Origin of the sequence: Enterobacter sp. HMSC16D10 (assembly GCF_001807145.1) — a bacterium.
GTDB lineage: Bacteria > Pseudomonadota > Gammaproteobacteria > Enterobacterales > Enterobacteriaceae > Enterobacter > Enterobacter roggenkampii.
On sequence record NZ_KV787905.1, the window covers coordinates 150,000 to 171,548 of the forward strand.

At 55.8% G+C, this 21,549-nt stretch carries 18 protein-coding genes; 4 read left to right on the top strand and 14 right to left on the bottom strand.

Features of this window, described 5'->3' with window-relative positions; all coding sequences use genetic code 11:
* Position 1 precedes the first annotated feature (1 nt).
* Positions 2–919: a ribonuclease BN gene (rbn, locus tag HMPREF3143_RS20810; protein ID WP_070534245.1), complete on the top strand. Its 918-nt coding sequence runs from the start codon at positions 2–4 to the stop codon at positions 917–919.
* Positions 920–983: 64 nt separating this feature from the next.
* Complete coding sequence (locus tag HMPREF3143_RS20815; RefSeq protein ID WP_023312530.1) at positions 984–1,988, top strand: chemotaxis protein; 1,005 nt, start codon at positions 984–986, stop codon at positions 1,986–1,988.
* A 100-nt stretch (positions 1,989–2,088) separates the two neighbouring features.
* On the opposite strand, the gene nuoN is transcribed toward HMPREF3143_RS20815, so the two are convergent.
* The 14 genes from nuoN to lrhA all read right to left on the bottom strand — a co-directional run bounded on the left by nuoN (position 2,089) and on the right by lrhA (position 18,604).
* Entirely contained in the window at positions 2,089–3,552 is a 1,464-nt protein-coding gene (gene nuoN, locus HMPREF3143_RS20820) for an NADH-quinone oxidoreductase subunit NuoN (RefSeq protein ID WP_070534246.1), read from the bottom strand.
* Positions 3,553–3,558: 6 nt separating this feature from the next.
* On the bottom strand, positions 3,559–5,088 hold the full coding sequence (gene nuoM, locus HMPREF3143_RS20825) for an NADH-quinone oxidoreductase subunit M (protein WP_008500214.1): 1,530 nt from the start codon (positions 5,086–5,088) through the stop codon (positions 3,559–3,561).
* 76 nt (positions 5,089–5,164) lie between these two features.
* Positions 5,165–7,006 (bottom strand): NADH-quinone oxidoreductase subunit L, encoded by a 1,842-nt coding sequence (nuoL, locus tag HMPREF3143_RS20830; protein ID WP_008500213.1) that lies wholly within the window; start codon positions 7,004–7,006, stop codon positions 5,165–5,167.
* On the bottom strand, positions 7,003–7,305 hold the full coding sequence (gene nuoK, locus HMPREF3143_RS20835) for an NADH-quinone oxidoreductase subunit NuoK (RefSeq protein WP_003861496.1): 303 nt from the start codon (positions 7,303–7,305) through the stop codon (positions 7,003–7,005). The genes nuoL and nuoK overlap by 4 nt, the downstream gene beginning before the upstream one ends.
* On the bottom strand, positions 7,302–7,856 hold the full coding sequence (gene nuoJ / locus HMPREF3143_RS20840; RefSeq protein ID WP_008500212.1) for an NADH-quinone oxidoreductase subunit J: 555 nt from the start codon (positions 7,854–7,856) through the stop codon (positions 7,302–7,304). The genes nuoK and nuoJ overlap by 4 nt, the downstream gene beginning before the upstream one ends.
* Before the next feature lie 10 nt (positions 7,857–7,866).
* On the bottom strand, positions 7,867–8,409 hold the full coding sequence (gene nuoI / locus HMPREF3143_RS20845; protein WP_003861491.1) for an NADH-quinone oxidoreductase subunit NuoI: 543 nt from the start codon (positions 8,407–8,409) through the stop codon (positions 7,867–7,869).
* 13 nt (positions 8,410–8,422) lie between these two features.
* Positions 8,423–9,400, bottom strand: coding sequence for an NADH-quinone oxidoreductase subunit NuoH (gene nuoH / locus HMPREF3143_RS20850; RefSeq protein WP_008500211.1), 978 nt, complete (start codon positions 9,398–9,400; stop codon positions 8,423–8,425).
* Entirely contained in the window at positions 9,397–12,120 is a 2,724-nt protein-coding gene (gene nuoG / locus HMPREF3143_RS20855; RefSeq protein WP_070534247.1) for an NADH-quinone oxidoreductase subunit NuoG, read from the bottom strand. The genes nuoH and nuoG overlap by 4 nt, the downstream gene beginning before the upstream one ends.
* 55 nt (positions 12,121–12,175) lie before the next feature.
* Positions 12,176–13,513 carry an NADH-quinone oxidoreductase subunit NuoF gene (nuoF, locus tag HMPREF3143_RS20860; RefSeq protein WP_008500209.1) on the bottom strand — a complete coding sequence of 446 codons (1,338 nt, stop codon included), beginning with the start codon at positions 13,511–13,513 and terminating at the stop codon, positions 12,176–12,178.
* Positions 13,510–14,010, bottom strand: a complete 501-nt coding sequence (gene nuoE / locus HMPREF3143_RS20865) for an NADH-quinone oxidoreductase subunit NuoE (protein ID WP_008500208.1) — start codon at positions 14,008–14,010, stop codon at positions 13,510–13,512. The genes nuoF and nuoE overlap by 4 nt, the downstream gene beginning before the upstream one ends.
* A 2-nt stretch (positions 14,011–14,012) precedes the next feature.
* The gene (nuoC, locus tag HMPREF3143_RS20870; protein ID WP_008500207.1) at positions 14,013–15,815 is read right to left on the bottom strand and encodes an NADH-quinone oxidoreductase subunit C/D; all 1,803 of its coding nucleotides are present in this window, start codon (positions 15,813–15,815) and stop codon (positions 14,013–14,015) included.
* A gap of 89 nt (positions 15,816–15,904) precedes the next feature.
* A complete protein-coding gene (gene nuoB, locus HMPREF3143_RS20875; RefSeq protein WP_003861482.1) occupies positions 15,905–16,579 on the bottom strand; it encodes an NADH-quinone oxidoreductase subunit NuoB in 675 nt (224 codons plus the stop codon).
* A 15-nt stretch (positions 16,580–16,594) separates the two neighbouring features.
* Complete coding sequence (gene nuoA, locus HMPREF3143_RS20880; RefSeq protein ID WP_006176516.1) at positions 16,595–17,035, bottom strand: NADH-quinone oxidoreductase subunit NuoA; 441 nt, start codon at positions 17,033–17,035, stop codon at positions 16,595–16,597.
* A 630-nt stretch (positions 17,036–17,665) separates the two neighbouring features.
* Complete coding sequence (lrhA, locus tag HMPREF3143_RS20885) at positions 17,666–18,604, bottom strand: transcriptional regulator LrhA (RefSeq protein ID WP_021241557.1); 939 nt, start codon at positions 18,602–18,604, stop codon at positions 17,666–17,668.
* Between the two features lie 938 nt (positions 18,605–19,542).
* On the opposite strand from lrhA, the gene alaA reads away from it, so the two are divergent.
* Both alaA and yfbR read left to right on the top strand, forming a co-directional pair.
* On the top strand, positions 19,543–20,757 hold the full coding sequence (alaA, locus tag HMPREF3143_RS20890) for an alanine transaminase AlaA (RefSeq protein ID WP_008500204.1): 1,215 nt from the start codon (positions 19,543–19,545) through the stop codon (positions 20,755–20,757).
* Positions 20,758–20,875: 118 nt separating this feature from the next.
* Positions 20,876–21,475 (top strand): 5'-deoxynucleotidase, encoded by a 600-nt coding sequence (yfbR, locus tag HMPREF3143_RS20895; protein WP_023344588.1) that lies wholly within the window; start codon positions 20,876–20,878, stop codon positions 21,473–21,475.
* Positions 21,476–21,549 lie beyond the last annotated feature (74 nt).

Genomic DNA, 21,549 nt, shown 5'->3' on the forward strand with positions numbered 1-21,549 from the left:
TATGGAACTGATTTTTCTGGGTACGTCCGCGGGCGTGCCAACCCGCTCACGGAATGTGACGGCGATACTGCTGGATCTTAAACACCCCACCCGCGGCGGGCTGTGGCTGTTTGACTGCGGTGAAGGGACGCAGCATCAGCTGCTACACACCGCTTATCACCCCGGCAAGCTGGATAAAATTTTTATCACCCATCTGCATGGCGACCATCTGTTTGGCCTTCCCGGCCTGCTGTGCAGCCGCTCGATGGCCGGTAACGCCAACCCGCTGACGATTTACGGGCCTGCGGGTATTCGTGAATTTGTTGAAACCACGCTGCGCCTGAGCGGGTCGTGGACCGATTATCCGCTGGAGGTCGTTGAAATTAGCGAAGGCCTGGTTTTCGATGACGGTGATTATAAGGTGAGCGCTCAGCCGCTGAATCATCCCGTTGAGTGCTATGGCTATCGCATTGAAGCGCATGACAAACCCGGCGCGCTGGACGCCGCCGCGCTGATGGCCGCTGGCGTAAAACCCGGACCGCTGTTCCAGCGCCTGAAGCACGGCGAGACCGTCACGCTGGAGGACGGTCGCGTCATCGATGGGCAGGATTATCTCGCCGCGCCCGAGCCGGGCAAGAAGCTGGCTATCTTTGGCGACACGGCGCCGTGCCCTGCCGCCCTTCAGCTTGCCCAGGGCGTTGACGTGATGGTGCACGAAGCCACGCTTGAAACGGCGATGGAAGAGAAAGCCAACGGCCGGGGCCATAGCTCCACGCGTCAGGCGGCGCAGCTAGCCCGTGACGCGGGCGTCGGGAGGCTCATCATCACCCACGTCAGCTCGCGCTACGACGCGCGGGGCTGTGAAAAGCTGCTGGCAGAGTGCCTCGCGCTGTTCCCGGAATGTGAGCTGGCCGAAGATTTCGCTCAGGTCAGCGTTTAGTCCTTCATTTTTCCCTCAGGATGCCGATAACGATTAAAAGGTCAGCATTTCTCTCGAGGGTAGAATGGATAATTTCCAGAAAGATATTGATGACAGGGCGAATCTGACCCTGTCGAACCGTTTTGAACTGTTGCTGTTCCGTCTTGGCACCTCTCTTAACGAAAATAAATCTGAGCTGTTTGGCATTAACGTCTTTAAGCTGCGTGAAATTGTGCCGATGCCGGAGTTCACGAAACCCGCCGGGATGAAATCACCGCTGATGGGAATGGTGAATATCCGCGATCAGGTGATCCCGGTGATTGACCTGGCCGCCGTGGCGGGCTGTAAGCCCACTACCGGGCTGAATATCCTGCTGATCACCGAATATGCACGCAGCGTGCAGGCGTTTGCCGTGGAGTCGGTTGAGAACATCATGCGTCTGGACTGGAAGCAGGTGCACGCGGCGGAAACCGCCGTCAGCGGTCGCTATATCACCAGCATTGCCTGCCTGGATGAGAAAACGGATACCAACGATCTGGCGATGGTGCTGGACGTTGAGCAGATCCTGTATGACATCACCCCGGCCAACCACGATCTGCACGCCACCAATCTGAAGACCACCAAATTCCATATCAAGCCGGGCGCGGTCGCGATTGTGGCGGAAGATTCCAAAGTGGCGCGTTCGATGCTGGAGAAAGGTCTGCAGGCGATGGAGATCCCAGCGCAGCTGCACATCACCGGCAAAGACGCGTGGGAAAAAATTGGCGTGCTGGCCGCACAGGCACAGGCTGAGGGCGTGCCGATCACCGATAAGATCGCGCTGGTGCTGACCGACCTCGAAATGCCGGAGATGGACGGTTTTACGCTGACGCGCAAAATCAAAACCGACCCGGTACTGAAAGATATTCCGGTGGTGATCCACTCTTCCCTTTCCGGCAACGCCAACGAAGACCATATTCGCAAGGTGAAGGCGGATGGCTACGTCGCGAAGTTTGAGCTGAACGAGCTGTCGTCGGTGATTGAGGAGGTGCTGGACCGCTCGATGAAGAAGATTGACGGGCCGTTGATTAGCCGTAAACAGCTGGCTTAGTCGGGTGGCGCTACGCTTACCCGACCTACAAAACCCGTAGGCCCTGCAAGCGTAGCGACGCTGGGCAATAAAAAAACCCGCCGAGGCGGGTTTTTTGTTTTTACATCAGCGGCATCGCGCGCTGCACGATATCAATCAGCGGCTGCGGATAGATACCGAAGATCAGTACCAGCAGCGCGGAGATGAGTACCACGATACCACCAGCGCTGTACTGCCAGTTGCCTGGAGCATCACGATTGAGCTGCTGAGGTGCGCTCAGGTACAGGCTCACGGCCACGCGCAGGTAGTAGTAGAGACCAATCGCGGAGCCGATAACCACGCCCGCGGTCAGCCACCACAGGTGCGCCTGCACACCGACGGCCAGCACGTAGAACTTACCGATAAAGCCAAGCGTCATCGGAATACCGGCCAGAGAGAGCATCATCACGGTCATTACGGCGGACAGGATCGGACGGTGCCAGAACAGACCACGATAAGAGAACAGTGAATCGGCATCCGGACCACGGTACGGGCTGGACATCAGGCTCACCACGCCGAAGGCGCCGAGGCTGCTGAACAGGTAGCCGGCCAGATAGACGCCCACGGCTTCCATCGACATCTCACCGCTCTGCAGCGCAATCAGCGCAACCATCAGGTAGCCCAGATGAGAGATAGACGAGTAGCCCAGCAGACGCTTAATGTTGGTCTGGCTCAGCGCCATCAGGTTACCGAAGATGATGGAGACGAACGCGATGATGCCCAGCACCACGCGAACCGCTTCGCTGTCACCCACCGGCGCGTACAGGAACAGACGCATCACCACCCCGAAGATGGCGATTTTGCTCGCCGTCGCCAGGAAGGTCGACACCGGAGCCGGTGCACCCTGGTAGACGTCTGGCGTCCACAGGTGGAACGGCACCAGAGAGAGTTTGAAGCCAAGGCCAACAATCATCATGCCCAGACCCGCCAGCAGCAGCGGCTCATGCAGCATGCCGTCACCGAGGCTCTTGCCGAGCGCCATAAAGGAGAGGTTACCGGACTGTGCGTACACCAGCGCAATACCAAACAGCAGGAACGAGGACGCCGCCGCAGACAGGATGGTGTACTTGATGCTTGCTTCCAGCGAGCGCTTCTGGCGGAAGGCGTAACCAATCAGACCGAACAGCGGCAGAGAGATCAGCTCAATGCCGAGGAACAGCGCGGCCAGGTGGTTCGCATTCGCCAGCAGAATGCCGCCCAGCGCGGCAATCAGAACCAGCAGGTAAAACTCTTCTTTGTTGTCGTTGTAGCCTTCAAGCCACGGGTACGCAAAGGTACAGGTTGCCAGGCTCGCCAGCAGCACCAGACCGGTATACAGCATGGCGTAACCGTCAACGCGCATCAGCGGGGTGACGTCCATCGCCCCACCCTGGCCAACAAACCAGAGTGAGACTAACGCGGCGTTCAGGCCGATGACCGACAGCGTGGCATTCAGGAAGTGATTGCGTCGCCACGCAATGGAGAGCATCACAACCACCACCGTCAATCCGACGATCAGCAGCGGTAGCAGCAGCAGCGCGATCAGTTGTTGTGGAGTTATTGTCATGGCGAATTACGGCCTTGTAGTAGAAACTGAATTAACAAACCACTGCTGGATATTGCCCATCGCGCTGTGCGAGGTATCCAGAATCGGCTGCGGGAAGAAGCCCAGCAGCACCAGCAGTACGACCAGCAGCAGGATGATGAACAGCTCACGCAGCGACATCCCCGGCAGTTCTTGTGCAGCAATTTCGCTCTTCGCTTTACCGAAGTAAGCGCGGTGCAGCATCGCCAGCGAGTAGACGGAAGCGAACACCAGACCAAAGGTGGAGATCACGGTAATCACCGGTACCACTTTGAAGCTGCCGAACAGAATCATAAATTCGCCGACGAAGTTACCGGTGCCCGGCATCCCCAGAGTCGCCACCGCGAAGAACATGGAGAGCGCTGGCAGCCACTTAATTTTGCTCCACAGACCGCCCATCATACGCATGTCGCGGGTGTGCAGACGTTCGTACAGCTGGCCGCACAGGATGAAGAGGCCGGCTGCGGACAGACCGTGCGCAATCATCTGGATCACCGCCCCCTGGTACGCCAGCTGGCTGCCGGTGTAGATAGCAATCAGCACGAAGCCCATGTGGGAAACGGAGGTGTAGGCAATCAGACGCTTGATGTCGTACTGGGTGAAGGCCATCCAGGCACCGTAGAAGATACCGATCACACCCAGCCACATGGCAATCGGTGCGAACTCTGCGGAGGCGTTCGGGAACAGCGGCAGTGCAAAGCGCAGCAGACCGTAGGCCGCGGTTTTCAGCAAGATGCCCGCCAGGTCAACGGAACCCGCCGTTGGCGCCTGAGAGTGCGCGTCTGGCAGCCAGCCGTGCAGCGGAACCACCGGCATTTTCACCGCGAAGGCGATGAAGAAGCCCAGCATCAGCAGGTATTCTACGCCGTGCGACATTGGGGTCTTCAGCAGGTCTTCGTAGTTGAAGGTCCAGGTGCCGGTCGCGTTGTGGTGAACAAACACCAGCGCCAGAATGGCAATCAGCATCACCAGACCACTCGCCTGGGTATAGATGAAGAACTTGGTTGCCGCCGTGATACGCGTTTTACCGTCGGACGCCTTGTGGCCCCACAGCGCGATCAGGAAGTACATCGGCACCAGCATCATCTCCCAGAAGAAGAAGAACAGGAACATGTCGATGGCAAGGAACACGCCGATCACGCCGCCCAGGATCCACATCAGGTTCAGGTGGAAGAAGCCCTGGTATTTTTCGATTTCACGCCAGGAGCAGAGTACCGCCAGAACGCCGAGCAGGCCGGTCAGCACTACCATCAGCAGTGAGAGACCGTCAATCGCCAGGTGGATCGTAATGCCGAAACGTGGGATCCACGGCAGGATGAACTCAGACTGCCACTGCGGAATGCCCGCAGACTGAGTCAGTGAGTAACCGCCCTGCAACCACAGTTGCAGGCCAAGCGCGAGCGTCAATCCCATGGTGATCAGCGCGATCCAGCGCGGCATCTTCACGCCAAAGCGTTCAGTCTGCCAGCACAGGAAGCCGCCGATGAAGGGAATTAATATTAGCCAGGGTAGTAACATGGCGATTTACATTCCTTTTTAAGGCCCCCAGCAGGGGCCTGATTTTCAACGAATTCGAATAAAATTCACTTAACGATCAACGCAACACCATCAGCAGCGCCAGCACGACAACCGCACCGATGCTCATGGACGCCACATACCAGCGCAGGTAACCGTTCTCGCTATACAGCAGGCCTTTGCCTGCAAAGCGGGAAAGGATCGCCGGGATATTCATCAGGCTATTCAGCGGGTCGCGCTTCAGCAGCCACGCTATGCCAAGGAACGGCTTAACGAAGATCATGTCGTACAGCCAGTCGAAGCCCCACGCGTTGTACCACCAGGTGCCCAGCAGACGGCCCGGCGCACTGTTGGCCACGGCAGTGACCAGCGTACGTTTGCCCAGCCACAGCCATGCCGCAATCAGGATGCCCGCGATAGCGACCACACCGGAGGTGATTTCAAGCGTCAGAACGCGACCGTGCTCAAGCTCGGTTGTCGCCGGCAGCACGCCCTGCAGCGGAGGCACAATCATCGCGCCAACGAAGGTGGACAGTACCAGCAGCACAATCAGCGGCAGGTGATGGGTAATCCCCTTCCCTGCGTGAGCGTGAATTTGTTCTTTACCGTGGAATACGATGAAAATCATACGGAAGGTATACAGGGAGGTCATGAACGCACCGACCAGACCCGCAACCATCAGATTGATATGACCATTCGCCATGGCCCCCGCAAGGATTTCATCCTTACTGAAGAAGCCCGCGGTGATCAGCGGCAGAGCCGCCAGCGCCGCGCCGCCCACCAGGAAGCAGACATACACCAGCGGAATGGACTTACGCAGTCCGCCCATTTTGAAGATGTTCTGCTCGTGATGGCAGGCCAGAATCACCGAACCGGATGAGAGGAACAGCAGCGCTTTAAAGAACGCGTGCGTCATCAGGTGGAAAATGGCCGCGTCCCACGCCTGAACGCCCAGCGCGAGGAACATGTAACCAATCTGGCTCATGGTGGAATACGCGAGAACGCGCTTGATGTCGGTCTGCACCAGCGCGGCAAAGCCTGCCAGCACCAGCGTGACCGCACCGACGATACCCACCAGGTGCAGAATTTCCGGAGTCATCAGGAACAGGCCATGGGTACGCGCAATCAGGTACACCCCGGCGGTAACCATGGTCGCAGCGTGGATCAGCGCGGAGACAGGGGTTGGACCCGCCATCGCGTCGGCCAGCCATGTCTGCAACGGCAGCTGCGCGGATTTACCCACGGCACCACCCAGCAGCATCAGCGTTGCCCACCACAGCATGTTGTTGCCTGCGGCGAAGTGCGCTGGCGCCAGTTCCACCATTTCGCGGAAGTTCAGCGTGCCCAGTTCGTTGTAAAGAATGAACAGCGCGAAAGCGAGGAAGACATCACCCACGCGGGTCACGACGAACGCTTTCATGGCCGCTGCGCCATTCTTCGGATCGGTATAGTAGAAACCGATCAGCAGGTAAGAACACAGACCCACGCCTTCCCAGCCCAGATACATCAGCAGCAGGTTATCGGCCAGCACCAGAACGACCATGCTGGCGATAAACAGGTTGGTGTAGGCGAAGAAGCGGGAGTAACCCTCTTCACCGCGCATATACCAGGAGGCGAACATGTGGATCAGGAAGCCGACGCCGGTGACCACGGAGAGCATAGTCAGGGAGAGACCATCCAGCACCAGGTTGAAACCGATGTTGAAATCACCGACTGACATCCAGGTCCACAGCGGCACGCTGAAAGGCTGACGCCCGTTGTTAAAGAAGTCGATACCCGCATACGCTGTCACCAGCGCGGCCAGACCAACAGAGCCCATGCCGACGGTTGCAGACAGATTCTCAGACCAGCGGCCGCGAGAAAACGCCAGCAGCACGAAGCCAATCAGCGGAAAAATAATGGTTAAGGCAAGCATGTTCATCCACGCAACTCACTTACTGAATCGATGTTCAGATTCTGGCGGCGACGATGGAGCTGCAGCAACAGCGCCAGGCCAATACTCGCTTCGGCAGCCGCAAGGCTGATGGCGAGAATGTACATCACCTGACCATCGGTCTGGCCCCAGTAGCTTCCGGCGACCACGAAGGCCAGCGCGGAGGCGTTAATCATGATTTCCAGCCCGATCAGCATAAACAGCAGATTGCGGCGGATAACCAGACCGGTCAGACCCAGAACGAATAAAATCGCAGCGAGGATCAGTCCATGTGTTAAGGGGATCATGCGCGCTCCTCCGTTTTTCTTTTCGCGCGGTCGTCAGTGCGGTTGCTCAGCACCTCGCCAGCACGCTCTTCGCGGCCAACGTGGAAGGCCACAACCAGACCTGCCAGCAGCAGCATGGAGGCCAGTTCAACCGCCAGAACGTATGGGCCAAAGAGCGTAATACCGACCTCTTTAGCGCCGATCGGCGTGCCGTCGATGCCCTGATCGTTAACACCCAGAATGGCGTACACGATCACCACCAGCATGATGGCCGACAAAATTGCCGGGCCGATCCACACCTGCGGTTTTAACCACTGACGTTCCTGCTCGATTTCAGAGCCGCCCAGGTTCAGCATCATCACGACGAACACGAACAGCACCATGATGGCCCCGGCGTAGACGATGATTTCCAGCGCACCGGCGAAGTGCGCGCCCAGTGCGAAGAACACCCCGGAAATAGCCAGCAGCGAGATGATTAAGTACAGCAGCGCATGCACCGGGTTGGTGTGCGTGATCACTCGCAGCGTAGCCAGGATGGCGATAAGGCCACAGATATAAAAAGCGAATTCCATTGCCCTCTCCTTACGGTAACAGGCTCTTGACGTCGATAGGCTTGGCTTCGTTCTCCGCTTCGCCCTTATCTTTGCCGTCGATTGCCATACCCGCCATCCGGTAGAAGTTATATTCCGGGTATTTGCCCGGACCGGAAATCAGCAGATCCTCTTTCTCGTACACCAGATCCTGACGCTTGTACTCACCCAATTCGAAGTCTGGGGTGAGCTGAATCGCCGTGGTTGGGCACGCTTCTTCACACAGACCGCAGAAAATGCAGCGTGAGAAGTTGATGCGGAAGAACTCAGGGTACCAGCGGCCGTCTACCGTCTCGGCTTTCTGCAGAGAGATACAGCCAACCGGGCACGCTACCGCACACAGGTTACAGGCAACGCAGCGCTCGGAACCGTCCGGGTCGCGCGTCAGCACGATACGGCCACGGTAGCGCGGCGGCAGATATACCGGCTCTTCCGGGTACATCCGGGTTTCGCGTTTGGCAAACGCGTGCAGGCCGATCATCCAGATACTGCGTACCTGGGTACCGAAGCCTACCAGTAATTCTTTTAAGGTCATGGTCTATTGCCCCTTATGGCTGCTGCCAGAGAATGACAGCGGCCGTTACCAACAAGTTGACGAGCGTCAGCGGCAGGCACACTTTCCAGCCGAAGGACATTACCTGGTCATAACGCGGACGCGGTAACGCTGCGCGAATCAAAATGAACATCATCATGAAGAACGCGGTTTTCAGCGCGAACCAGATGAACGGCGGTAAGAACGGGCCATGCCAGCCACCGAAGAACAGCGTTACCATCAACGCGGAAATGGTGACGATACCGATGTACTCGCCCACGAAGAACAGACCGAATTTCATACCGGAATATTCGATGTGGTAACCGTCGGCCAGTTCCTGTTCGGCTTCTGGCTGGTCAAACGGGTGACGGTGACACACCGCCACGCCCGCGATAGCAAAGGTAATAAACCCAAAGAACTGCGGAATCACGTTCCAGATGTCGGCCTGGTTGTTGACGATGTCGGTCATGTTAAATGAACCGGCCTGCGCCACCACGCCCATCAGGGAGAGACCCAGGAACACTTCGTAGCTCAGCGTCTGCGCGGAAGCACGCATCGCACCCAGCAGCGAGTACTTGTTGTTACTGGACCAGCCTGCGAACAGGACCGCGTAAACCGCGAGACCTGCCATCATCAGGAAGAACAGAATGCCGATGTTCAGGTCAGCGACCACCCAGGTCGGGCTGACCGGAACGATAGCAAACGCCAGCAGCAGCGAGGTGAAGGCGATCATCGGTGCCAGAGTAAAGATCACGCGATCCGAGAAGCGCGGGATCCAGTCCTCTTTAAAGAACATCTTGATCATGTCCGCGACCAGCTGGAGTGAACCACCCCAGCCCACGCGGTTCGGTCCGTAACGGTTCTGGAACAGACCGAGCAGACGACGTTCACCAAAGCTCATGAACGCGCCGCAGGTGACCACCACCAGCAGGATAACAATCGCTTTCAGAATGCTCAGCAGGATGTCGATAAGATCCGGCGTTAACCAACTCATGCTTTTGCCTCCTGCAGATTATCAAGACGCGCACCCGCCAGAACCGGCGCGATGCCAGGCATACCCATCGGCAGACCGACCTGCCCTGCTGTCAGACTTTCAGAAATAATCAGCGGCAGGCTGATGGTCTGGCCGTCATAGCTAAAGGCGATGTTCGCGCCCGCGTTAACGCCAAGCTTCGCGGCATCCGCCGGGTTGAGCTTGATGTACGGCTGCGGCATGCGGGTCTGGAAGACCGGTGAACGCTGGGACAGCTCGTCGCTACCGAACAGGTGGTAGTACGGGGCAATACGCCAGCTACCGTCCTGCGCCTGGAAGCTCGCCGGTACGGTGGTGAAGAAGTCCAGACCGGTTTCGGAGGCCTCAATCAGACGCACGCCCGGATCGCCGTGGCGCAGGGAGCCGCCCACTTCAGCCTGGAACTTGTTCCATGCCTGCGGGGAGTTCCAGCCCGGTGCCCATGCGAACGGGATTTGCGAACGCGGCGCAGACGGCTGGTTGTTCCCTTCCATAGAGAAGGCGAACATGGTGTCTTTATCCTGCGGCTGGCGCGGTTCGTGCACGCTGATGTTGGCGCGCATCGCGGTACGGCCGCTGTAACGGTGCGGTTCACGCGCCAGTTTCTGGCCGCGAATGCGGAAGCTCGCTTCAGGCGCGGCATCTTTAATGCCTGCCAGCTGAGGCAGTTTTTCCACCACCGCGTCGATAACATGGTCGAGCTGCGTCCAGTCCACTTCACGGCTCTGCACGGTGCTGTGCAGGGAGTGCAGCCAGCGCCAGCTTTCCAGCATCACGGTGTTGCTGTCGTAGTACGCCGGGTCATAAACCTGGAAGAAACGCTGCGCGCGGCCTTCGTTGTTGATAACGGTACCGTCGCTTTCTGCGAAGCTTGCAGCAGAGAGCACCAGGTGCGCTTTGTCCATGATCGCGGTGCGCTGATGGTCAATCACCATCACCAGCGGGGCTTTGGAGAGCGCGGCGTCTACGCGAGCGGCAGAAGCATGACGATGCAGGTCGTTTTCCAGCACCACCACGGCGTCAGCGGCACCGGATTCCAGTTCGCTTAACGCAGCTTCCAGCGAGCCGCCGCCGATCATGCCCAGACCAATGCTGTTCACCGCACGGGCAATCATGGTCACGCCAACGTCAGCACCGCGGCCTTTCAGAGCTTTAGCCACGTTGGCTGCTGCCTGAATGATATCTACGCTACCGGCGTTGGTACCGGAAATAATCAGCGGTTTCTTCGCACCGGCCAGGGCCTGAACAATCACGTCAACCTTGTTTTGCAGGTCGCGATCCAGCTCAACGGCCGGTGAGTTGTTGTCCAGCGCGTGGGCAATGGCAAAGCCGAGGCGCGCCTGATCTTCAACCGGTGCGCAGTAGGTCCACGCCGCAATATCGTCCAGACGGGTATTGTCGACGTTGGTTACAAACAGAGGGTGCTTCGCGCGCTGGCCGATGTTCAGGATTGCCGCAATCTGCCAGTCAGCCACTTTCTGCGCCGCTGCCATTTCACGTGCTTTCCCCTTCACCGCCTGACGAACCGCCAGAGCCGCGCGTGCGCCGGTCTGGGTCAGGTCTTCACCCAGCACCAGAACCGCATCATAGGATTCAATTTCGCGCAGCGCAGGGGTATGGATACCGCCTTCACGCAGCACTTTCAGTACCAGCTGCAGACGTTCCTGCTCGCCCTGGGCGATGCCGGTATAAAAGTTTTCCGCCCCGACCAGCTCGCGCAGCGCGAAGTTGCTTTCGATGCTGGCGCGCGGGGAGCCGATGCCGATCACTTTCTTCGACTGGCGCAGAATATCTGCCGCGCCCTGCATCGCCTGTTCAGCGTTCAGGGTAATGAAGTCGTCGCCACGGCGCTGAACCGGCTGACGCGGACGGTCCTTCAGGTTCACATAGCCATAGCCGAAACGACCGCGGTCGCAGAGGAAGTAGTGGTTAACGGTACCGTTGTAACGGTTTTCGATACGGCGCAGTTCGCCGTAGCGCTCACCCGGGCTGGTGTTACAGCCGAGGGAACACTGCTGGCAGATGCTTGGCGCAAACTGCATGTCCCATTTACGGTTGTAACGCTCGGAGTGGGTTTTATCCGTGAAGACGCCGGTCGGGCAGATTTCTACCAGGTTACCGGAGAATTCGCTTTCCAGTACGCCGTCTTCCGGACGACCGAAGTAGACGTTGTCATGCGCGCCATACACGCCCAGATCCTGACCGTCTGCATAGTCTTTGTAGTAACGCACGCAGCGGTAGCAGGCGATGCAGCGGTTCATTTCGTGAGAGATGAACGGCCCCAGATCCTGGTTACGGTGGGTACGCTTGGTAAAGCGATAGCGACGGAAGCTGTGACCGGTCATCACGGTCATATCCTGAAGGTGGCAGTTACCGCCCTCTTCACAGACCGGACAGTCGTGCGGGTGGTTGGTCATCAACCATTCCACAACGCTTTCACGGAACTGTTTCGCTTCTTCGTCATCAATCGAAATAAAGGTGCCTTCGGTGGCTGGCGTCATACAGGACATCACCAGGCGACCACGCGTGTCTTCCGCGTTTTGATATTGCTTCACCGCACACTGGCGGCAAGCACCGACGCTGCCCAGCGCCGGATGCCAGCAAAAGTACGGAATATCGAGGCCAAGAGACAGACAAGCTTCCAGCAGGTTGTCCGCCCCGTTGACTTCGTATTCTTTGCCGTCTACATGAATCGTAGCCATTAGCATGCTTCCAGTTGGCTCGGTCGAAACCGAGCGTTAATCAAAATTCTTGTCGTTACCAGCGCGCTTTAAGCAGGTTCGGCTGAATCCCATTAATCGCATGGGTATTGCTGAACGGCTGCTTGATGCCTGCTTCGAACTCGTCGCGGAAATATTTGATCGCGCTCTGCAGAGGTTCGACGGCACCCGGTGCGTGGGCACAGAAGGTTTTACCCGGGCCTAAGAATCGACACAGTTGCTCAAGCGTTTCGATATCGCCAGGCTGGCCTTCGCCACGTTCGATTGCACGCAGGATCTTCACGCTCCACGGCAGACCATCGCGGCACGGTGTGCACCAGCCGCAGGACTCACGGGCGAAGAACTCTTCCAGGTTACGCACCAGCGAGACCATGCCGATCTCGTGGTCGACGGCCATCGCCAGCGCCGTACCCAGACGGCTGCCTGCTTTACCAATGCTTTCGAATTCCATCGGCAGGTCAAGGTGGGCTTCGGTCAGGAAGTCTGTCCCTGCCCCACCCGGCTGCCAGGCTTTGAATTTCAGGCCATCGCGCATGCCGCCCGCGTAGTCTTCAAGAATTTCACGTGCGGTGGTACCGAACGGCAGTTCCCAGACGCCAGGATTTTTCACGCGACCGGAGAAGCCCATCAGCTTGGTACCGGCATCTTTGCTTGAGGAGATGCCCTGATACCACTCCACGCCGTTCGCGAGGATAGCCGGAACGTTGCACAGGGTTTCGACGTTGTTCACACAGGTCGGTTTACCCCACACGCCGGAGCTTGCCGGGAACGGTGGCTTGGAACGCGGGTTCGCACGGCGGCCTTCCAGGGAGTTAATCAGCGCGGTCTCTTCACCGCAGATATAACGCCCGGCACCGGTGTGCACGAACAGCTCGAAGTCAAACCCGGTGCCGAGAATGTTTTTGCCCAGCAGGCCCGCTTCGGTGGCTTCGGCAATCGCGCGACGCAGGTTTTCCGCCGCTTCGATGTACTCACCGCGCAGGAAGATGTAGCCACGGTACGCTTTCAGCGCGAACGCGGAGATCAGCATGCCTTCCACCAGCAGGTGCGGCAGCTGTTCCATCAGCAGGCGGTCTTTATAGGTGCCCGGCTCCATTTCATCGGCGTTACACAGCAGGTAACGGATGTTCATGGATTCGTCTTTTGGCATCAGGCTCCACTTCAGACCGGTGGAGAAGCCCGCGCCGCCGCGGCCTTTCAGGCCAGACTCTTTTACCGCGTTAACGATGTCGTCCGGCGCCATGCCGCCAAGGGCTTTACGCGCACCGGCATAGCCGTTTTTGCTCTGATATTCGTCGAGCCATACCGGCTGTTTGTCATCACGCAGACGCCAGGTCAGCGGATGCGTCTCAGCAGTACGAATTACAGTTTTCATTTGTACTGCTCCAGCAGGTCAGGAATCGCTTCCGGCGTCAGATGGCTGTGAGTGTCCTCATCAATCATCATGGTCGGCCCCTTGTCGCAGTTACCTAGGCAGCAGGTTGGCAGCAGAGTAAAGCGCCCATCGAACGTGGTCTGGCCAGGCTTGATATTGAGCTTCTTCTCAATCGCAGCCTGAATGCCCTGATAACCGGTGATGTGGCAGACCACGCTGTCACAGTAGCGGATCACATGGCGGCCTACCGGCTGACGGAAGATCTGGCTGTAGAACGTGGCTACGCCTTCTACGTCACTTGCCGGAATACCCAGCACTTTCGCGATCGCATAGATCGCCCCGTCCGGCACCCAACCACGCTGTTTCTGTACGATTTTCAGCGCTTCAATGGACGCCGCACGCGGGTCTTCGTAGTGGTGCATCTCGTGCTCAATGGCGGCACGTTCTGCTTCACTCAGCTCAAAAGCCTCGGTTTGTGGTTGTTGATTCTCGTGCATAATTAGCGGTCCACATCTGACATAACAAAATCGATACTACCCAGATACACAATCAGGTCGGAGACCAGACTGCCGCGGATGGCGGACGGGATCTGCTGCAGGTGCGCAAAGCTCGGCGTACGCACGCGGGTACGGTAGCTCATGGTGCTGCCGTCACTGGTCAGGTAGTAACTGTTAATACCCTTGGTCGCTTCAATCATCTGGAAGGATTCTTGCGCCGGCATGACCGGACCCCAGGAAACCTGCAGGAAGTGGGTGATCAGGGTTTCGATATGTTGCAGCGTGCGCTCTTTCGGTGGCGGCGTGGTCAGCGGGTGATCCGCCTTGAACGGGCCTTCCGGCATGTTGTTGAGGCACTGCTCAAGGATGCGCAGACTCTGGCGCAACTCTTCCACTTTCAGCATCACGCGGGTGTAGCAGTCGGAAACGCCGCCGCCCACCGGGACTTCAAAGTCGAAGTTCTCGTAGCCAGAGTAAGGACGGGCTTTACGCACGTCGAAATCAATACCGGTCGCGCGCAGACCTGCACCTGTTGTCCCCCACTCCAGCGCCTCTTTGGCGCCATAGGCAGCAACGCCCTGGGAACGCCCTTTCAGGATGGTGTTACGCAGCGCGGCTTTCTCGTAAGAGGCCAGACGTTTCGGCATCCAGTCGAGGAATTCACGCAGCAGACGGTCCCAGCCGCGCGGCAGATCGTGTGCCACACCGCCGATACGGAACCAGGCCGGGTGCATACGGAAACCGGTAATGGCTTCTACCAGATCGTAGATTTTCTGACGATCGGTAAAGGCGAAGAAGACCGGGGTCATCGCGCCGACGTCCTGAATGAACGTGGAGATGTACAGCAGGTGGCTGTTGATACGGAACAGTTCTGACAGCATGACGCGAATCACGTTAACGCGATCCGGCACGGTAATGCCTGCCAGTTTCTCAACGGCCAGCACGTATGGCATTTCGTTGACGCAGCCGCCGAGGTACTCGATACGGTCGGTATACGGAATGTAGCTGTGCCAGGACTGACGCTCGCCCATCTTCTCAGCACCACGGTGGTGGTAGCCGATGTCTGGCACGCAGTCGACAATCTCTTCGCCGTCGAGCTGAAGAATAATACGGAAAGCACCGTGCGCAGACGGGTGGTTCGGACCGAGGTTGAGGAACATGAAGTCCTCGTTGTCGGTACCGCGCTTCATGCCCCAGTCTTCCGGTTTGAAGGTCAGCGCCTCCATCTCCAGATCCTGCTTGGCTTTGGTCAGCTCAAACGGATCGAATTCGGTAGCACGTGCCGGGTAGTCTTTACGCAGCGGGTGGCCGGTCCAGGTCTGCGGCATCATGATGCGCGTCAGGTGTGGGTGGCCGTCGAAGGTCATGCCGAACATTTCCCATGTCTCACGCTCGTACCAGTTGGCGTTCGGGAAAAGTTTGGTGATCGTCGGCAGATGCATGTCGTTTTCAGACAATGCCACCTTGAGCATGATATCCGTATTACGGTCTATTGAGATCAGGTGGTAGAAAACGGAAAAATCCGCAGCAGGGAGACCCTGGCGGTGCGTTCTGAGACGTTCGTCCATGCCGTGTAAGTCAAACAGCATGACGTATGGTTTTGGCAATTTCTTGAGGAAATCGACAACTTCCAGCAATTGTTCACGCTTCACCCAAACAACGGGTACCCCGGTGCGGGTAGCCTGAACAGTAAAGGCATCCGGCCCAAAACGGTTGCGCAGTTCGCCAATGACTGGGTCATCCAGATGATCCCGGGTCTGCCAGGCGGCTTCTTGCGCGGTTAAGTCGGTCATATTGTTCACCATTGCAAATGGTCCGTGGTGACTGTTGAGCCTGGCTTCGCGCTATTTGAGTAGTGATATGCGAAGGTGTTCTCCAGGCCTACAGGCGCAAATTAAATTTCGTCAGGCGTACGCAGATTGGTGACGGCAATACGTTCACCACGTTTACGCTCGCGCTCAGACTGCATGTTCGCGCGATACACACCCTGATCGCCAACGACCCACGACAGTGGGCGACGTTCTTTACCGATGGACTCCTGCAGCAGCATCAGCGCCTGCATGTAGGCTTCCGGACGAGGCGGACAACCCGGGATGTACACATCCACTGGGATAAATTTATCTACGCCCTGTACGACGGAATAGATGTCGTACATACCGCCAGAGTTAGCACATGCGCCCATGGAGATAACCCATTTTGGCTCCAGCATCTGGTCATAAAGACGCTGAATAACAGGTGCCATCTTGGTAAAGCAGGTACCGGCCACCACCATCAGGTCAGCCTGACGTGGGGAAGCACGCAGTACCTCTGCCCCAAAACGCGCAACGTCATGCACCGCAGTGAATGACGTCACCATTTCAACGTAGCAGCAAGAAAGGCCAAAGTTGTAAGGCCAGATGGAGTTCTTACGACCCCAGTTGACCATATCGTGCATGGCATGTTCGAGTTTGCCCATGTACACGCTTTTATTGACTTCTTGCTCCAGGGGGTCGGTTACGATCTCCTGTTTTTGCAGGGGGTAACGGTCATTCTCACCGTTAGGATCTATGCGGGTGAGCGTATAATCCATCTTATTGCCTCGCTGTTACTGCTGACGATTAGAGATACTGTTTTCCGGGTTGATGTGTTCACGACGTGAACGCGCAGGCGTCCAGTCAAGCGCGCCAATACGCACCAGATAAACCAGACCGGCCAGTAGCACTAAAATGAAAATTGCGGCCTCGACAAAGCCCACCCAACCACTTTCGCGAATGGAGGTAGACCACGCGAAGAGGTAAAGCGCTTCCACGTCGAAGATGACGAAGAACATGGCTACCAGGTAAAACTTGGCAGACAGGCGTAAGCGAGCGGTACCTACTGAATCAATACCTGATTCGAAAGGTGTGTTTTTGTGCCTTGCACGGGCGCGACCGCCCAGGAACCAGCCGCCGACTAACATCAGGCAGCACAGGCCAATGGCTACAATAAGAAAGATTGCGAATGCCCAGTGATGAGCGATGACTTCTGTGGATGTTGACATACTCATTGCTTACTCATCAAAAGTGATACCAACGACACTGCTCTTGCTGGCAGATGGGCATCACATCGATTCATGGGGAGGAACAAATAACCTTACACTAACTGTCAGAAATGAGACGTAGACAGCAAAATGATGGGGTTTTTTACTCCTTTCTATAACCTATTGTCAACTTTAACAAAGGTTTCTTCACATTAAATTACATCGAGCGATTCTCATTAACATTTGGTGCCCTTTAACCCTGGTGGGTACATGACTTTCCGTCAAATGTATGTTGTTGAATCGTGTCCGTTTCGGAAGTAAAAAAAATAACCCTCCTATTTTGACAGGATTTGCCAACGATTCCTCCCCCCAAATAGGAGTATTTTCTTGATCTGCGACACGCTTTTGTTAATTCAACCTGGAAAACGGCAACATATTTCCTGTTTTTTTAACATAGGGGGGATATGGATGAAGTTAGAACGGAAAACGGATGAGTTTTAATCAAAAGCATTTAGCTTATTGATAAATAGAGGATATCCCGGAAATCCACACGACATACACGGGTATTATTGCTAAAAAAAAGCCACTGCATGTGAAAATCACACGAGTGGCTTTTTTTTACACTTACATTTTGTTACCAGAATTTTGAGCTGGCGATCACTCAAAATCCCCTTCAACGATCAGGGAATCATCCCCCCCTTCGGAGGTAACGCGCTCGAACTGCCACGGGTTATGGTAGTTTTCCATCGCCTCGAACACCACCTTTGCCAGCTCGTTATGGCTGGACGAATTATGGCAGAGCAGATATTCCGTATCCGGCAGCGCAGGCAGGCCATCGGATTTTCCCAGAACGCGCAGATCGGGGCTCATCATTTCTACCGGACGGGCGGTAACACCCAGACCGGCTTTCACGGCGGCACGCACCGCTGGCAGCGTGGACGCCACATACGCCAGACGCCACGGAATATTGGCCTCATTCAGCGCCGTCAGCACCATATCGCGGAACGGGCTCGGGTCATCCAGTAACACCAGCGGCACCGGCTCGCCTTTTTGCAGCACGTATTCGGCCGCGCAATACCAGTGCGTAGGTGATGTTCGCAGCGTCAGGCAATCAAACTGCCCGGGACGATGCGTGGTGACCACCAGGTCGACTTTATTCTCATTTAACATCTCAACCATAAAAGCATTACGCTTTACGCTAACGTCCAGCGCAAGCTTCGGATAAACCGAACTGATGCGATTGAGAAGAAACGGCAATATAGTATCCGCCGACTCATCAGATGCACCTAACGTTAGCACGCCCTGAAGGTTGCTAAACATTAATGACATACATGCTTCATCATTAAAGCGAAGAATTTTCCTGGCATAACCCAGAAGCTGAATACCGTGTTCCGTTAAGAGCTTATTACGCCCGTGACGGGCAAATAGCTCTTTACCAACCAGTTGCTCCAGCCGCTGCATTTGCTGGCTGACGGCGGACTGAGTTCGGCAAACGGCGGCAGCAGCTGCTGCAAAAGTGTTGAGATCGGCGACCGCAACAAACGTTCTCAGCAGATCGAGGTCGAGATTCATTATCGGACGATTTGCATTTATCATATCTATTCACTTTCAGGTTGCTCGTGCGGAGCTGCCCGGGTTGAAGCTGTGTGTGTACAGTTAAGCAATTCCCTCTGAAGATTTTCCCTCGCATCCCGGCCCGGCAGACTGCCTGACAGATAGTTATTGTGCTGCTTTATATCAACAGTCAGAAAGCACGTTTCATGACGTTATTTTTATTCTCTTAAACGTTCAGGATATTTAGATGTTCGCAGGTTTATGTAAATTACATTAAAGGTATAACACCTTTTCTGCCATCTGTATCGCAGCGCTGTCAACGTAGCAGGAGATGTGCGACACATTCCAGCCAGAGATAACTCTAACAATAACAATCAATTAATTCAGAAAACCAGTGTCAGATATACAAAAAACGTGCATCTGTCCTCTGCTTTCCTTGAAGACATCTTAACCCAAATCCACTTTATTTATAAGTCTTATTGCAATATTAAGGATTAAAGAAGAATGTTAAGCTTCTAAACTAATTTTATTAAAATTAACTAAAGTTGCATTTTATAGGTTAATAATAAATAAATTTTAATTTAGATTAAGACTATTCATTAATGGCACTTAACATTAATTTCACATGAGTAACTTTTATCCACAGTATGCTATTACAGAAACAGGTATCAAGCATTCAGGTTTTACGAAAAGTCACTCAGGGTGATTGCCACCTCTGTCCAGCTTACCACTTATTTTTAACAGCACATTATACAGTATTTTGGCAAATGGATAGCACATTTAACCTAACCTCTCGCTAAGCGCGCAACTTTAAGACAGTGAAAAAGCGTACGCGCAGCGAAAAAGATTCATCAATAATTTTCTCCGGGCACAAAATCTTCTCCTGCACACCCTTCAAAACGAAGCGAGGGGGGAGTACATTATTCCGTGCTGACTTCCACGGCAGGGAGCGGCAATAATAGCGAAAAGGTTAAAGGTTCATGTCCCCTATCGAAAAATCCAGCAAGCTAGATAACGTCTGTTATGACATCCGCGGCCCGGTTCTGAAAGAGGCAAAACGCCTTGAAGAAGAAGGCAACAAGGTTCTGAAACTCAACATTGGTAACCCTGCGCCGTTTGGTTTTGAAGCGCCGGATGAAATTCTGGTTGATGTGATCCGCAACCTTCCGACTGCACAAGGCTATTGCGATTCAAAAGGACTTTACTCCGCACGTAAAGCCATTATGCAGCACTACCAGGCACGCGGTATGCGTGATGTTACCGTTGAAGATATCTATATCGGCAACGGCGTCTCCGAACTGATTGTGCAGGCAATGCAGGCCCTGCTGAACAGCGGGGACGAAATGCTGGTACCCGCGCCGGACTATCCGCTGTGGACGGCTGCCGTATCACTGTCCAGCGGTAAAGCAGTGCATTATCTGTGCGACGAATCCTCCGACTGGTTCCCGGACCTGGATGATATACGCGCAAAAATTACGCCCCGCACGCGCGGTATCGTCATTATTAACCCCAACAACCCGACGGGCGCGGTCTACTCAAAAGAGCTGCTGATGGAGATCGTCGAGCTGGCCCGCCAGCACAACCTGATCATCTTTGCAGACGAAATTTACGACAAGATCCTCTACGACGCGGCGCAGCACCATTCCATCGCCGCGCTGGCCCCGGACCTGCTGACCGTCACCTTTAACGGCCTGTCCAAAACCTACCGCGTGGCCGGTTTCCGCCAGGGCTGGATGGTGTTAAACGGTCCTAAAAAACACGCCAAAGGCTATATTGAAGGGCTGGAGATGCTGGCCTCCATGCGTTTATGCGCCAACGTGCCGGCGCAGCACGCGATCCAGACCGCGCTCGGCGGCTATCAGAGCATCAGCGAGTTTATCGTGCCCGGCGGTCGCCTGTACGAACAGCGTAACCGCGCGTGGGAACTGATTAACGATATTCCGGGCGTCTCCTGCGTGAAGCCGAACGGGGCGCTCTATATGTTCCCGAAAATTGACGCAAAGCGCTTCAATATCCACGACGACCAGAAAATGGTGCTCGATTTCCTGCTGCAGGAAAAAGTGCTGCTGGTTCAGGGCACGGCGTTTAACTGGCCGTGGCCGGATCACGTGCGTATCGTGACGCTGCCGCGCGAAGATGACCTGGAAATGGCCATCAGCCGTTTCGGCCGCTTCCTCTCAGGATACCATCAGTAACGTTGCCTTTCTGCCGGGTGGCGCTGCGCTTACCCGGCCTACAAAATCCGCAAATTTGCATCTTGCCTCCCCTCCCCGCACAATGAACGCCTGTCGCAGTGAAGACAAAAGGTAACCTATGAGTCAGAGTCATTTCTTTGCCCACCTCTCCCGCCTGAAACTCATCAACCGCTGGCCGCTGATGCGCAATGTCCGCACGGAAAATGTGTCAGAGCACAGTCTGCAGGTTGCGATGGTCGCTCACGCGCTTGCCGCGATTAAAAATCGCAAATTCAACGGTCAGGTTAATGCGGAACGCATTGCCCTGCTGGCGATGTACCACGATGCGTCAGAAGTGCTCACCGGCGACCTGCCTACGCCGGTGAAATATTTCAATTCGCAGATTGCGCAGGAATATAAGGCCATTGAGAAAATTGCCCAGCAGAAGCTGATTGAGATGGTGCCCGAAGAGCTTCGTGATATTTTCGAGCCGCTTATCAACGAGCATCAATACACGGAAGAGGAGAAGTCGCTGGTTAAACAGGCCGACGCGCTGTGTGCCTATCTGAAGTGTCTCGAAGAGTTGTCCGCAGGGAATAACGAATTCTTGCTGGCGAAAACGCGCCTGGAAAAAACGCTGGAATCCCGCCGCAGCGAAGAGATGGATTACTTTATGCAGGTGTTTGTACCGAGCTTCCATTTATCGCTGGATGAGATCAGCCAGGATTCTCCCCTCTGATTTACGCCCAGCGGCGCTGCGCTTGCAGGGCCTGCTGGCTTGTTGGCCGGGTAAGGCGCAGCCGCCACCCGGCA